The 13,952-nt window shown below is 47.4% G+C and carries 15 protein-coding genes; 4 read left to right on the top strand and 11 right to left on the bottom strand.

Annotated elements, in window-relative coordinates; all coding sequences use genetic code 11:
• Positions 1 to 16 precede the first annotated feature (16 nt).
• Positions 17 to 862 (bottom strand): YtnP family quorum-quenching lactonase, encoded by an 846-nt coding sequence (locus tag TRNA_RS37025; protein ID WP_003184471.1) that lies wholly within the window; start codon positions 860 to 862, stop codon positions 17 to 19.
• Positions 863 to 957: 95 nt separating this feature from the next.
• A complete protein-coding gene (gene trmB / locus TRNA_RS37030; protein ID WP_003184473.1) occupies positions 958 to 1,599 on the bottom strand; it encodes a tRNA (guanosine(46)-N7)-methyltransferase TrmB in 642 nt (213 codons plus the stop codon).
• Between the two features lie 180 nt (positions 1,600 to 1,779).
• Between trmB and TRNA_RS37035 the strand changes: the two genes are divergently transcribed.
• Entirely contained in the window at positions 1,780 to 2,058 is a 279-nt protein-coding gene (locus tag TRNA_RS37035; RefSeq protein ID WP_003184475.1) for a YtzH-like family protein, read from the top strand.
• Here TRNA_RS37035 and TRNA_RS37040 read toward each other — a convergent pair.
• The 5 genes from TRNA_RS37040 to thpR all read right to left on the bottom strand — a co-directional run bounded on the left by TRNA_RS37040 (position 2,053) and on the right by thpR (position 7,707).
• Entirely contained in the window at positions 2,053 to 2,856 is an 804-nt protein-coding gene (locus tag TRNA_RS37040) for a phosphotransferase family protein (RefSeq protein ID WP_009329393.1), read from the bottom strand. The two genes, TRNA_RS37035 and TRNA_RS37040, sit on opposite strands and share 6 nt — an antisense overlap.
• Positions 2,857 to 3,044: 188 nt before the next feature.
• Positions 3,045 to 5,177 carry a type I pullulanase gene (pulA, locus tag TRNA_RS37045; RefSeq protein WP_011198203.1) on the bottom strand — a complete coding sequence of 711 codons (2,133 nt, stop codon included), beginning with the start codon at positions 5,175 to 5,177 and terminating at the stop codon, positions 3,045 to 3,047.
• A 26-nt stretch (positions 5,178 to 5,203) separates the two neighbouring features.
• On the bottom strand, positions 5,204 to 6,124 hold the full coding sequence (locus TRNA_RS37050; RefSeq protein ID WP_011198204.1) for a YegS/Rv2252/BmrU family lipid kinase: 921 nt from the start codon (positions 6,122 to 6,124) through the stop codon (positions 5,204 to 5,206).
• 52 nt (positions 6,125 to 6,176) lie between these two features.
• Positions 6,177 to 7,118: a hypothetical protein gene (locus TRNA_RS37055; RefSeq protein ID WP_011198205.1), complete on the bottom strand. Its 942-nt coding sequence runs from the start codon at positions 7,116 to 7,118 to the stop codon at positions 6,177 to 6,179.
• A complete protein-coding gene (gene thpR, locus TRNA_RS37060; protein ID WP_011198206.1) occupies positions 7,102 to 7,707 on the bottom strand; it encodes an RNA 2',3'-cyclic phosphodiesterase in 606 nt (201 codons plus the stop codon). The genes TRNA_RS37055 and thpR overlap by 17 nt, the downstream gene beginning before the upstream one ends.
• 137 nt (positions 7,708 to 7,844) lie before the next feature.
• Between thpR and cysK the strand changes: the two genes are divergently transcribed.
• On the top strand, positions 7,845 to 8,777 hold the full coding sequence (gene cysK / locus TRNA_RS37065; RefSeq protein ID WP_011198207.1) for a cysteine synthase A: 933 nt from the start codon (positions 7,845 to 7,847) through the stop codon (positions 8,775 to 8,777).
• Between the two features lie 146 nt (positions 8,778 to 8,923).
• Here cysK and TRNA_RS43405 read toward each other — a convergent pair whose 3' ends face one another.
• The 3 genes from TRNA_RS43405 to pepV form a co-directional block, all read right to left on the bottom strand.
• Positions 8,924 to 9,133 carry a hypothetical protein gene (locus tag TRNA_RS43405; protein WP_011198208.1) on the bottom strand — a complete coding sequence of 70 codons (210 nt, stop codon included), beginning with the start codon at positions 9,131 to 9,133 and terminating at the stop codon, positions 8,924 to 8,926.
• A gap of 114 nt (positions 9,134 to 9,247) precedes the next feature.
• Positions 9,248 to 9,721 carry a DUF2691 family protein gene (locus TRNA_RS37075; protein ID WP_011198209.1) on the bottom strand — a complete coding sequence of 158 codons (474 nt, stop codon included), beginning with the start codon at positions 9,719 to 9,721 and terminating at the stop codon, positions 9,248 to 9,250.
• Positions 9,722 to 9,737: 16 nt separating this feature from the next.
• Positions 9,738 to 11,129, bottom strand: coding sequence for a dipeptidase PepV (gene pepV / locus TRNA_RS37080; protein ID WP_011198210.1), 1,392 nt, complete (start codon positions 11,127 to 11,129; stop codon positions 9,738 to 9,740).
• A gap of 107 nt (positions 11,130 to 11,236) precedes the next feature.
• Here pepV and TRNA_RS37085 point away from each other — a divergent pair, with 107 nt between their 5' ends.
• Positions 11,237 to 12,544 (top strand): NCS2 family permease, encoded by a 1,308-nt coding sequence (locus tag TRNA_RS37085; protein ID WP_003184498.1) that lies wholly within the window; start codon positions 11,237 to 11,239, stop codon positions 12,542 to 12,544.
• Positions 12,545 to 12,876: 332 nt separating this feature from the next.
• Entirely contained in the window at positions 12,877 to 13,098 is a 222-nt protein-coding gene (locus tag TRNA_RS37090) for a DeoR family transcriptional regulator (protein WP_003184500.1), read from the top strand.
• A gap of 120 nt (positions 13,099 to 13,218) precedes the next feature.
• Here TRNA_RS37090 and TRNA_RS37095 read toward each other — a convergent pair whose 3' ends face one another.
• Complete coding sequence (locus tag TRNA_RS37095) at positions 13,219 to 13,941, bottom strand: pseudouridine synthase (RefSeq protein ID WP_003184502.1); 723 nt, start codon at positions 13,939 to 13,941, stop codon at positions 13,219 to 13,221.
• Between the last annotated feature and the right edge of the window lie 11 nt (positions 13,942 to 13,952).

Genomic DNA, 13,952 nt, shown 5'->3' on the forward strand with positions numbered 1-13,952 from the left:
CCATTCACCAAAATAGCTAGCGGCTTTCTCTTTTTACTGACTCTGCAATATCGCCGTTTTCATCCCATTTTAATGCTCTGTAAAGGGCATCGTGGTAAAAAATGTACCAGGCGTTTTTCTCGGCGGCCTTCGCCTGCCATGCTTGCTTCGCGGCAATCGATGTCATCGGATAATCGTCGTACGCCAGCACCCAGAGAGGATTTTGATGGGCGTGCGTCGGCATAATGTCAGCCATATGAAGGGCCGTTTCACCGGCATCTTCGAGAACGATCACGGAATGGCCGTCGCTGTGGCCGCCTGTATGATGCATCGTGATTCCGGGCAAAACTTCAAGCTTCTCGTCGAAGGTTCTCACTTGATGCTGAACCGCTTCCCAGTTCTCTTTCCAATATGTATTTTTGGAGCGGATATTCGGGTTTCTCATCTCTTCCCATTCGATTGCAGACGTGTAAATCGCCGCATTTGGAAACACGGAAACAAGGCTTTCTCCCTCATAGCGCGTCAATCCGCATGCATGGTCAAAATGGAGATGAGTCATCAAAACGGCTTTGATATCTTCCGTTGAGAGCCCGAGTGCTTTTAACGAGTCATCAATTGACGATTCTTCGGTGACTCCGTAATTTCGTTTTTGCTTATCCGTCAGTTTGCCGAGCCCGATACCGGAATCGATCAGCAGGTTCGTGCCGTCTTTCTGAACTAGTATAGGATCTGTTCTAAGTTCGATTTGATTTTTCTCATTGGCGTAATACTTTTTTGACCAAAGCGGCTTGGGAACAACGCCGAACATGGCGCCTCCGTCCATGTGCGTGACGCCTCCGTTCAGCCATGTCAGCTTGATTCGTCCGATTGTTAAAGTTTCCATGATCATCCCTCCTCTTCCTATCGTAGCAAAAAATGCAACCTGAATCAGCTTCATTTGAAAGCAAAAAAACAGACTGCAGGAAGCAGTCTGTTTTTTTATGTTCGCCATTCAGCTTCGACTCTGTAGATCGGCTGGCCTTTAGCGGCGAACTTTTCTTCGTATTCGGTCATCACATTTCCTTCAAAATCGCTTTGATGCAGGTCAAGGCTGACGAATGTCAAAACGAGTCCGTATTCGGAAAAACTGGTGAGGGAGTACTCAAACAACCCGCGGTTATCGGTTTTAAAATGAATCGCTCCCTTGCCTCCGAGCACCTGCTCATACTTTTTCAAGAACGCATGATTGGTAAGACGGCGCTTTTCATGGCGCTTTTTCGGCCACGGGTCGGAAAAATTCAAATAGACCCGGTCGACTTCCCCGTCTGCAAAAACGTCTGAAAGCATATTGGCATTGATGTTCAAGAGCTTTACATTCGGCGCCTCTGTCTGCTTTACTTTATCAACAGCGGTTACGATGACGCTTTTAAATAGTTCGATTCCGATATAGTTTACATCCGGGTTTTGCAGGGCCATTCCTGAAATAAATTGCCCTTTTCCGGTTCCTACTTCGATGTGGATCGGGTTGTCATTTCCAAAAACGGAATGCCATTTCCCTTTGTATTGAGACGGCTCGCTGATCACAATATGAGAGTTTTCAGCCAGGTAGTCATCCGCCCATGGCTTGTGACGCATTCGCATGTACTTACACCTCTATCTGTTATATCGTCTTACAACATACCATGAAACGCAGGAATCCCGCAAGGCCTCTTCCAAAGCAAAAAAGACCGAAGATCGGCCTCCGGGTCTTTCGCGTATAAATTACAGCTTTCTGAACATTTTAATCCATATACTCCGAGAATGAAGGGAAGTGCCAATATTATGGGCTTAAATCAGCAAAATCAGATTCATCTATTAAAAGACATTCTCTCAGACCATCAAGCAGACTGCACCGGAACCGTCGCTGAATGCGAACAGATGGAGCGGATTATCAAGTCTTTAATGGCAAACACGAATCTTGACGCCGGCTTGAAAGGCGTTTTGGAAGACATTTATTTGTACAGCCAGAAGGGAAGATCTTCCGCTTCGATCAACAACCACATTCAGGAGCACCAGGATTATCTCACGCAATGGGTGGAAGATATCGACTCATTTTCATGAGGACCTGGCGAGACGCTCCATTAATTCATGCAGCTGTTCCAGCCCCTGGTGAAAGCCTTCCTGATTGCCTTTCGCTTTTTGCCAGAGTGTCGTCATTGCTTTTTCCGCCAATACGTACCAGGCCATTCTCAGCCTGAGATTGTCTGTAAGAGAAGAGCCGTAGCGTTCGAGCCAGCTTCCCCATTCCCGCTCTTCAACGTAATGATAAAGAAGCGGCCCCAGATCGATCGCGGGGTCTGCAATCATCGCTCCATCCCAATCGATTAAATAAAGCTGGTTCTGATCTGTAAGAAGCCAATTATTATGATTGACATCGCAGTGACAGACGACCTTTTCTCCGGACTGTACATCTTCAAGATGGTGCTCCAGATACAAAAGGGCCTGGTCCAGCTGCGGTATCGGATATTGCCGGGCCTGGATAAACTGCTTCAATTGAGTGATTACAGAGCTTGGCTGAAAAGGCTGTTTGCCGAGTCTCTTCAGCATATCCAAAAGCTCTTTGGAGCTGTGAATTTTCCGAAGCATCTCAGCCACCGCCTGGCTGTTCATATCCTTCGGCTTCAGCTCTCTTCCCTTGAGCCAGTGCTGTGCCGTAATCACATCCCCGTTTTCCATTCGTTTTGTCCAAACGAGCTTAGGAACAATTCCTTCCGCGGACAGGACAGCCAAAAAAGGAGAGCTGTTGCGCTTTAAAAAAAGCTGCTGTCCATTATGTTCTGCATAATATGCGTCTCCTGTAGCTCCTCCTGCGGGGGAAATCTCCCATTCGCTACCTAGTAATTGTCCCAACCAGTTCATATCGATTTTCAACCCATCATTTCATTAAAAGATTTTAAAAAGCATCTGCCCCCTAGAGCGGGCAGCAAACTGCTTGTATTGTCGTCTCTTTATATTCAAATAAAAAGACGGCTATTGAGAGTCATTTGTGCTAAACAATAGCCGTCTTTTAAATTTTAGCGCTAGACGCCAAACTTCGTCAAGCAAAACTAAAAAATCCCTTTTGGTTCGTATAAAACATAGGTCCCGATGCCGTTCAGCCGAAGCCTTTTTTCCGCTTGAACCTTCCCATTGAAGAACGTAAAAGGATCGCAGTGCAGCAAGTACTGTTTCTGATCGGGCAGCTTAAGCGTCTCCTTTTTTGCAAACGGACAATGCACCACTATGATTTCGTTCCAGGGATCAATTGCTGCAATGTTCTTCAGCTTGTAGGCCGTTACCTCTCCTGTACCGTCCATAAAAGAAAGATGCTCCTTGACTTCTTCCTCTTTTTGCAGACGAAAAGCGGGATGGCTTCTTCGCAGCCGGATCAGCTGGCGCACATATTCGACATCCTCGCAAAGCTCCGCACGCTTTTCCCAATCAAGCTTATTGATGTCATCTCCGGACCTGTAGCTGTTGCTGTCCCCATTCTTTGTTCGGCAAAATTCCTGCCCGGCGTGAAGAAATGGAACGCCTTGCGAAAGCAGGACGATCGACACCGCGAGCCTTTGCCTAAGCCGTTTAGTGTCCGCATCTTCTTCAAAACATAAGGCCATTTTATCCCAAAATGTATGATTGTCATGGCATTCCACATAATTGATTGACTGTGCCGGCTGCAAGAATCCGGGTGAACCGGCAATACCGTGCTGAAGCGCCGCTTTTTTTCCGGTGTCCCCTAAAGCATATCCGCGGTCGCTAAGCTCGAATGTACTCCCTTTGACTGCGTTCCTGAACCGATCATTAAAAAAGCCGACCGCCGGAACTTTTCCGGCATTTTGCAATGTTGCTTTTTGCCCGCTGTCAAGCGGGGTATTTAAATCCCAGCCCTCTCCGAACAGAGGCACGCCCGGCTTTACATTCTCGGCAAGCGTACTGATTTGGCGGACGGTTTCAATATCAAGAATGCCCATTAAATCAAAACGAATGCCGTCGACATCATATTCTTCCAGCCAATAGCGGACAGAATCGAGAATATATTTTCGCACCATCAGCCGCTCAGAAGCAATATCATTTCCGACGCCTGTTCCGTCGGATGGAAAACCGTATTCATTATGTCTGAAAAAATACCCGGGAACCGTTTTTTCAAAAGGGGACGTTTCCCTCTTGTACACATGATTATATACGGCATCCATAATCACGGAGAAGCCGTGTTTGTGCAGCGACTGAATCATCGTTTTCAGCTCGGTGATTCTGCATTTGGGGTTCTGCGGATCGAGCGAATAACTTCCTTCCGGGGCATTAAAATGGAGGGGGTTATAGCCCCAATTATAAGATTGATCAGGAGACAGCTCATCCACTCCGGCAAAATCGTGAAAGGGCAGAACCTCGATGTGGGTGACGCCGAGCTCTTTCAAATAGGCGATTCCCGTTGAGAAGCCGCCGGATGTTTCAGTTCCGTCCTCAGTAAAAGCAACATATTTGCCTTTATGGCGCATACCGCTGTCTTCATGAATCGAGAAATCGCGGATGTGAACCTCATATATAACCGCATCGCACGGACTGTGAAGTCTTGGAGCGCGGTGTTTTTCCACCTTGACTTCCTCTGGATCTAATACAACGCCTTTTTCACCGTTTGCCGTAACGGCTTTTGCATAAGGATCGACTGTCAATAACGGCTTCCCATTTACATAAAGCTCATATAAATAGGACCAGCCGTTTAGATCGCCTTCGACCGTTACCTCAAAAACGCCCTTTTTTCTGCGCATCATTTGAAAAGTATTTGTTTGAAGCGAATCAGGGTCCTCCAGCTTGATCGCTGCCGCACTCGCGGTCGGCGCCCATACCTTAAATAAAGTACTTCCTTTTGAATAAAAAGCGCCGAGGCGGCCGTCATAAAAAAAAGCCTTGTCAAACGCCGCGCTTCTCGTAACAGAGCCGATTTGCAGGTCTGTCCAGACGCTTTCTTCACAGCATACTTTGTGAACTCTTCCGAATGGAACGGTGCAGCTGCTTTCAAGAACATACTTGAATTGTTCCTCAAGCTCCACCTGCGCTTTTACCGAAAGCTCTATCCTCTCTCCTTGATCATCTTCAAGCAGAAAAGGAGGACTGCAGCTTGACGCACGGCTCTTCGGAACTAAAACAGTGATCGTTCTCATTTCATCGAGATAAGCTTCAAAAGGGCGGCTGATACCCGGCATTTCAGTCTCTCCTTCATTCGAAAGATTTATGCTCTTAATCGAAGGGATTCAGTCCCTGTTTTAATGAAAACGGGCGCCCAGCCGATCACCTCTCCATCCGCTTGAAAGAGCACCCGCTCATTCGTATGAAAATAGATGTCTTTCGTCTTAAATGCCGTAACACCGTTTTTGCCGACGTGTTTGCCGAATATCATCGCAAACAAGAGGCCGGCTTTTTTCAAGACGGGCAGGTCTTCAATAATGATCACGTCTAAAAGCTCATCCCGCGGATTCGCATTCGGTGCAATCTTCATTCCTCCGCCATAGTAAGGATGATTTGAAACCGACGCAAACCAGATTTTTTTAAACGTACGCTTGTCATCCCCGTTTTCATACGAAAGAACAAACGGTTTAAACGTAAACGCCGTGACAAAGAAAATCAGCGGATGAATCAAATGATTCAGCCTGAGAGCAGCCGTCCATTTCGGCAAAGCTGACATCTTCTTGGCGGTGCATGCATCAAATCCGAGGCTGAGATGATTCGCAAAATAAAGTTCGTTTTCACTGTCTTTCGTATGAAAGCTTCCGAGGGCATAGGTCCGGGTCAGCGATTGCCCTTTTCGCTTCATTTCTTTGATGACATTCGATTTTTTCACGCCAAAGCCGCGTTTAAAATCATTGCTTATGCCTGACGGGATGACGCTCAGCTGAATGTCCCGCAAGCTGACTAAACCATTGAGCACTTCATGGACGGTTCCATCCCCGCCGATCACCAGAAGACGCTTCAGCCTGTCATCCTGCATCGTTGATATTTGCCTTGCCAACACCTCAGCATGCCCGGGATGCTGAGTCATAAACGAGCGGTACGATATATTTGCCTTTTGGAGGTCTTTCTGCAATGATTTCCATGCTCTGAAGGCCGTCGAGTTTCCCGCCTTTGGATTTATGATGATATACCAATCGCTCATGATTCCATTCTCCATTTTATAGTATGAAAAAGCCGGGATAACGTTCTGTCGGTCAGCTCAGCCATTCCTGTCTCCGCACCGAGTCGGAGACGCCGTGCGACAAAAGAATTTTCGCCGTTTTCAGCTGCTGGCTTTTAATCGGGGCGAAGTTTTTTTGCTGTTTCTCCAGCCACTCTTTCCAGTGTCTCTTGTCGCAAATGCCGATTCCGTAGGGAGGTTCCGGATAATCGATGTACGATGTACGGCTGACGATGACTTTGCGCACAGGCAGTTCAATCCCCGATCCCTTTAACAAACCGGAAAGAACCTTGCCTGTCCTGAGGAGCTCGACAGCCGGATTTAACAATGACCGTTCCTTGCCCCTTACCGTTTTTTCTTTCCAAAAACGATCTTTGGAACCGATAAATGCGCTGTCCCTCTCACCTTCAAGAAATGACATACAGTAGATTTCAAGGGGAGTGAGAATCAAGACGCTGAGCTCTACCGCAGCCTGATTCACCTGCAGCACCGGCCGATACATGATGAAATATGAATCCGGGAGCTGCTGTGCCAAAATGTGCAGGATTTTATCGCTTTTTATTTCCCGGGAAAGCCTGGATATGTCAGAGATTGTCGAGCTTGCCCATTTCAGCTGAAACTCGTACACGTATTCCTTAAAAAACGGTACGAGTTCTTCCCCTGCCGCAGGAATTCTTGCGATCAAGCTTTCATCCGTTTCTCCGTCCAGTCCGTTAAACCATTCATCGGCTTCTTTTCCTTTATTAATATCGGATGCTTCTTTTTTTCTCTTTAATGTAAATGTATTCTTTCTTTTTCCAAACGTTTCATCACCGGCGGCTCCTTTATCGTGATGAAAGCTTTCTTTCTTTTTTTCAGCCATCTCTTTAATTGACTGCCAGCGCTGCTTTTTCAAGCGGATAAACTGGTTGATATAATGATAAGGATCTTGTTCATACCTTGAAATACAGTCCTGTATTTTAATAATCTGTGCCATCTGCGTTCATCTCCGAATCTTGCTTTTCTGCAGCCGGCCGTTCGCCGAAATGGAAAACGGCTTGATGCTCGTATTTGGGAAGCCTGTCTAAATGGGTTTGAAAGATGGTGAAATGCCGGGCCGTAAAAGACACCGCGTCTTCAAGCGGCTCCAGGCGTCCGTTAAAAGAGGCCGATCCATTCCACTTTCTGGCGACCGTCACATGTGGATGAAAAGGCCGTTTTTCAATTTCAAAGCCCGCCGCATCCGCTGCATGCTTCACCTGTTCCCTCACATGAAAGAGAGCGGCTGAGTATTCCGGTTCCACATGAAGAATTCTCGGCTCCGACGGCTTTCCGAAGGTTCCGAAACGTTTTATCGCAAGCTGAAACGGAGCCGTCTCATCGGAGATCAGCTTGAGGCTGCCAGCAAGCATCGCCAGCTGCTCCTTTTCAGCAGAGCCGAGGAACACGAGGGTGATGTGGTAGTCCAAAGGATGCACCCATCTATGAAAAGAAAATTCCGGACGGCTGCTGACCGTTTGATAAAGCGGATCACTAAGCTCCGCCGGAATTGGAATTCCAATAAAGTAATGCGGTTTGACTGACATATGTATGGCTTCCTCCTCATTCGTCTTCTCTATATTTTAACAAAAAATATGGACTTATAACCTCTCTATTTTCCACTTTCCAAGGGCTTATGATAGGATATTGACAGAATCATGTTTTCTAGAAAGGGTGCACAGTTGTGAGAGCCGTTCAAAATATTGCAGAATTAATCGGGGAAACGCCCCTTGTCAAGTTGAACCGCGTTCAGCCCGAAAACGCGGCCCAAGTTTATATCAAGCTTGAATCTTTTAATCCGAGCGGAAGCGTAAAAGACCGCGCGGCCTACCAAATGATCCTGGATGCCGAAGAAAAAGGCCTGCTGAAACCGGGTTCAACCATCATTGAACCGACGAGCGGGAACACCGGCATCGGCCTTGCGATGAACGCGGCGGCAAGAGGCTACAAAGCCATTCTTGTCATGCCTGATACGATGACGAAGGAGCGGATCAATCTTCTGAAAGCGTACGGAGCCGAAGTCGTCCTGACGCCGGGGGATGAAAGAATGCCGGGCAGCATCAAAAAAGCGCAGGAGCTCGCTCGGCAAATCCCAGGCAGCTTTATTCCGATGCAGTTTGATAATGAAGCCAATCCGGAGGCTCACCGGAGATCAACCGCTCTGGAAATTGCCCGGGCAATAGAAGAAATCGGCAAACCTCTCGCTGCATTTGTTGCAACAGCAGGGACAGGGGGAACGATTACCGGAACAGGCGAAAAGCTGAAAGCTTTATTTCCGGGAATAACCGTTCACGTGGCAGAACCTGCAGGGTCGCCTGTTTTATCCGGCGGCAAACCCGGAAAACACAAGCTTGTCGGGACAAGCCCGGGATTTATCCCAAACATTTTAAACGAAAACGTCTATGACGAAATCTTAAAGATCAAGGATGAAGAAGCCTATGAGATGACGCGCAGATTGGCGCGGGAAGAAGGAATCCTTGTCGGCCCTTCTTCAGGAGCCGCTTGCTTCGCTGCTGTTGAAACGGCCAAGAAGCTCCCTCCCGACAAAGTGGTCGTCTGCATGACGGCCGATACAGGGGAACGCTATTTATCAAGCGATTTATTTCAATTTGATTAAGAGAGAAAAGCCTGGATTTCTGTTTTGAAATCAGGCTCAGATTGTTGAAAAAATCCCAAAGCTAAGAGACGTTTTGGGATTTTTTCATCCTTTCAGCGTGAACGCAACCCTTGCAGTCTAGGAAGGCCGAGCATTGGAGCTGGTTTTCACAGGATGTGATGACGGCAGTGTTCAGGCAGGACGACGCCCGCTCCGTTAGCCGCCGTTTCTCTTTTGTTCGTGAGCATCGACTTAGCAGGCCTGGCAACGAATGCGATGGTTTGCCGACACGGAAAGAAGCGGATAAAACGCCCCGTAACCGAAAAAGAACAAAAATAAAATGAATAAAACCGTTTCAATTCCTTTTCCTGCTTCAAAAAGCCGCTCTCCTCCCGGACGCCTGTACGCACCTTCACTATATTCGTTATCCCTGAAAACAGCAATGTTTAACAGCAAAAAAGCCGCTCTCTAGAGCGGCCGTCTATGTTGTGCTACACATGCATTCCTGTTCTGGCATCGTTGTGATCCGTTATATATTCAATCCGCTTGAAACCGCAGTCCTTTGCATTTTGATATAGAAGCTCCAGGTTTTTTTGATCTTTGCAGTATATCGTGACAAAACTCGAATCGGCTGTAAGCACAATCAGCTCGCAGCTGCTTTTCATATATGATTCATATGTGCTGACATCTTCGGGATGGCCATCCTTCGGAAAAGCCTTCAGATCGGCGAAGATGAGATAGTACCTTGCGTCTTCCAGCCTTTTTTTAAATGCTTCTCCTGTCATCACCTGCGGATCTTGAGGAAAAAGATTTTCATCTGACAATTCACCGTTTTCCACGAGATAGCATTCGCCATCGGCAAGCAGCCAATTGAAATCGGCCGGTTCAACCGGCTTCAGTATATCGAGAAGAAAGCGCCCGTACCCGTTCGGGATTTCAAATAAAACGCCTCGCTTATGACTCATGCCATCACTCTCTTTGCTACTTCGCCAATTCATAAATGGCCTGTGCATAAATCGATACAGCCTTCAGCAAATCGTCGATTTCCATATACTCGTCTTTCTGATGGGCAACGTCAGGACGGCCTGGAAACAGCGGGCCGAATGCCACGCCGGCTTTCAGTGATCGTGCATATGTCGCCCCGCCGATGGAAATTAATTGTGCCGTTTCCCCTGTCTGCTCTTCATAGACCCGCTGCAGCGTTTTGATCAGTTCATGGTCTTTTGCTACATGATGTGGCTTGCTGTCTTTAAAGCTGATGAGCCGGGCGCCTTTTATTTGTGAAAGCCCGGATTTCACCCGGCCGCTCTCTTCAGTAACAGGATAGCGGATGTTAATATGGGCCTCCCCGCCTTTTCCTTGTTCATACTGCAGCCGGCCGACATTCAGCGTCAGCTCTCCGCTGATGTCATCGCGGCAGCCGATGCCGATCTTTTTCCCTCTCGTATCTCCGGCAAAAGCCCCGCTAACCGTTTGAACAAAATGGAGCCCGGCTCTGTCAAGGGATTGTGTATGTAAAAACTCGGCCAAAATGAGACCGGCATTGACTCCGTTATTAGGTTCCATGGCATGAGCCGATTTGCCGTGCACGGTTAATGTCAGTCTGCCGCCTTCTTGAAGAATACGCCCTTCTGCGCGTTTTTCTTTTACAAACCGGGCAAATGACTCTTCAAATTCTGACGGGACGGCCCCTGCCAGGACGGCTTCCGCATCATCAGGCACCATGTTCAGGCGCCGGCCGGACCGGAATGCCTCCAATACTAAGTCCGCACCTGTTTCCGCCTGATCAGTTTCAATTTTTAAAGCTGCGTCAATCAGGCCTTTTTCTGCATAGATAATCGGAAAATCAGCATCAGGCGCAAAACCGGCCGAAGGCATTTCTTCGTGTTTAAAGTAATGCTCCACACAGCGCCAGTCGCTTTCTTCATCGGTTCCAATAATCATTCTGATCCGTTTTGATAAAGGGAGGCCCGAGTCTTTGACAATTTTTAATGCATGAAACGCGGCCATTGTCGGCCCTTTATCATCAAGCGCTCCTCTTGCATAGATTCGGCCGCCCCTTATTTCAGCTGCAAACGGGTCGCTCGTCCATCCATCGCCGGGAGGAACGACATCAATGTGGCAAAGCACGCCGATAATCTCCTCGCCTTTCCCCCATTCGATATGGCCTGCATAACCGTCAAGGTTTTTTACCGTAAACCCGCTTTCCTCCCCTTTATTCAGAAGCGCTGTCAGGCATTCTTGAATCCCTTTTCCAAACGGCCGTCCCGGACCCGCCGTCTCTTCGTCAAGGACGCTGTTGATTTTTAAAAAACCCTGAATATCCTCAACGATCTCATTCCGTCTTTTTAAAACTTCCTGTTCCCAGTTCATAATTTCGCCCCTTCTTTTTTCAGTTTAGCCAAAAACCCTTGCAAAAACACCCGATAACGAATAATATAGATATTGTTTTGCTATAATGTTCGTTATTGGAGGAAATGATGTTTAACATAAAAGAAAACCAAACCACAGTCAAAAAAGAAATCCTCGCCGGTATTACAACCTTCTTTACAATGGTTTATATCGTCGTGGTCAACCCGAGTATCCTTTCCGGCACAGGCGTCCCGTTTGATCAAGTGTTCACTGCCACAATCATCGCTGCAGTCGTCGGAACGCTTTGGATGGCGCTTGCCGCCAACTTTCCGATCGCGATTGCACCCGGGATGGGACTGAACGTGTATTTTGCAGTGTCAGTCGTCGGCTCATCCAACGGCGAAATTTCTTATCAGACGGCGTTCAGCACAGTCTTCGCGGCCGGCATTCTCTTTATTATCTTATCGCTAACACCTCTTAGAAAACAACTGATCGAAGCGATTCCGGCTAATTTAAAATACGGAATTACCGCCGGAATCGGATTGTTTATCGCTTTTGTCGGTCTGAGAGGAGCCGGCATCATTACCGCGAACGAAGCCAATTTGGTCGGACTCGGCAATCTGCACTCGCCCGGAGTGATACTGGCATTAATCGGCTTGGCTTTCTCTGTCGTTTTGATGGTGATGAATGTGAGCGGCGCTCTATTTTTCGGTATGATCTTAACCGGGCTGATCGCCTTTTTTACCGGCCAGCTTGAGTTTACCAAAGGGATTATGTCGATGCCTCATCTGCCGGAAAAACTGATCGTCACAAACCCTTTCGCCGCTTTTGGCGATGTCATCCACTACGGCCTTTATTCGGTTGTCTTTTCGTTTCTGCTCGTGACGATTTTTGATACGACAGGAACGATGATCGGTGTCGCTGAGCAAGCCGGACTCATGAAAAACAACAAACTGCCGAATGCAAGAAAAGCCCTCCTTGCCGATTCTACAGCGACGACAGTCGGTGCAATGTTCGGGACAAGTCCGACGACCGCCTATATCGAATCATCCGCCGGGGTGGCCGCAGGCGGAAGAACGGGGCTTACGTCTTTAACAGTCGCTGTGCTTTTCGGCGCGGCCCTGTTTTTCAGCCCGCTTGTCAGTGCGGTCTCCGGAATCGCAGCGATTACGTCGCCGGCATTGATCATTGTAGGAAGCATGATGATCGGCGCCGTGACGAACATCCGCTGGAAAGAACTTGACGAAGCATTTCCGGCCTTTCTCGTCATCTTGACAATGCCGCTGACATCATCTATTGCGACAGGCATTTCCCTCGGGTTTATCGCTTATCCGATTGTGAAAGCCGCGAAAGGCAAATGGCGCGAGATTCATCCGCTTGTCTTCGTGTTTGCTGTTCTCTTTTTCATACACCTTTTCTTTTTGGAAGGGCATTAATCAACTGAACCCCGTCTTATTTAAAAAGACGGGGTTTTTTCAATATGTACTTTTAACTTCATCATCTTCACCACCTTTCTTTTATTACGTATGAAGAAAGAAAAAGTTTAAATTTTTTCATCAAAAAAACGTGTTCGCACTGCATGTTCTGCTCGCGATTTTCGTTTTTTCAATAATTTGGCTCCGCCTTTTTTCTGGATATTTGGCAAAGGGATCGTGTATAATATTTATTGATCATTTTCAAGAAATGGTCGCTAACCGTCCATGCTGCATTTTGGAGTCGTAAGTTGTGGTAGTCAAGTCCATTCGATCATACGATAGGGAGTGGTTGTTTGAAACCTTCAACAAACCGAATGCTAACCAGGATCAAATCAGTCTACATGTTCATTCAAGAAAAGGGACTCGTTACAACCCAGGAACTGGTTGATGAATTTGGCACTACACCGAGAACAATCCAGCGTGATCTGAATGTGTTGGCATACAACGATCTAGTACACAGCCCCAGCAGAGGCAAATGGGAGACTACAAGAAAAAAAGTGAAAATCTCCTCATAGCAATATTCTGAAAAATTGAACTTTAGCGCTGAATATCATATAAGAAAGCCATCAAACATAAAAAGCATCAAACTTGGTTAAGTTCGATGCTCCACAAACCCATTTCAGGCACTCGATGAATCAGAGTGTCTTTTTGTTTTGCAATGCGGCAAGCTCGTGTTCAGAGAGCTCCCTGTATTCCCCTGGCAATAGCTCTTCATCGAGATCGACATCCCCCATTTTCAGCCGCTTTAAATAGATGACGTCATGGCCGACCGCCTTCAGCATTCTTTTCACCTGATGAAATTTTCCTTCCGTTATTGTCAAAAGCAGGCGTTCTACGCCGTTTTCGCTTGCCAGAAGCGATGCTTCAGCAGGTTTCGTGACATATCCTTCACCGATATCGACCCCTTTTTCAAGCTGATCAAGTGCCGCTTGATCAATCGGCTTATTGACATGGACTTCATACGTTTTAGGTACGTGTTTTTTCGGAGATAAAAGCTGGTGTGCCAACTGTCCGTCATTCGTCAGAAGCAGCAGTCCCTCAGTATCCTTGTCAAGCCTTCCGACAGGAAACGGCTCAAACCTCAGCAGCTCCGGGTCGAGCAAATCGACAACCGTTTCCTGCCGGCTGTCTTCTGTTGCTGACAGCACTCCTTGCGGCTTGTTCATCATTAAGTAAATAAATTCCCGGTACATGACGGGTGCCCCGTATACCGTGATGTCGTCTGATTCCGGGTCAACGTGCTTTTTGGCGTCTTTGACTAATTGATCATTGACGCGCACCGCGCCGTTTTTCAGCATTTTTTTGACTTCTTTTCTCGAACCATAGCCGCTGTTTGACAACAGTTTATCCAATCTCATGAAGACACCCC

The organism is Bacillus licheniformis DSM 13 = ATCC 14580 (assembly GCF_000011645.1).
GTDB lineage: Bacteria > Bacillota > Bacilli > Bacillales > Bacillaceae > Bacillus > Bacillus licheniformis.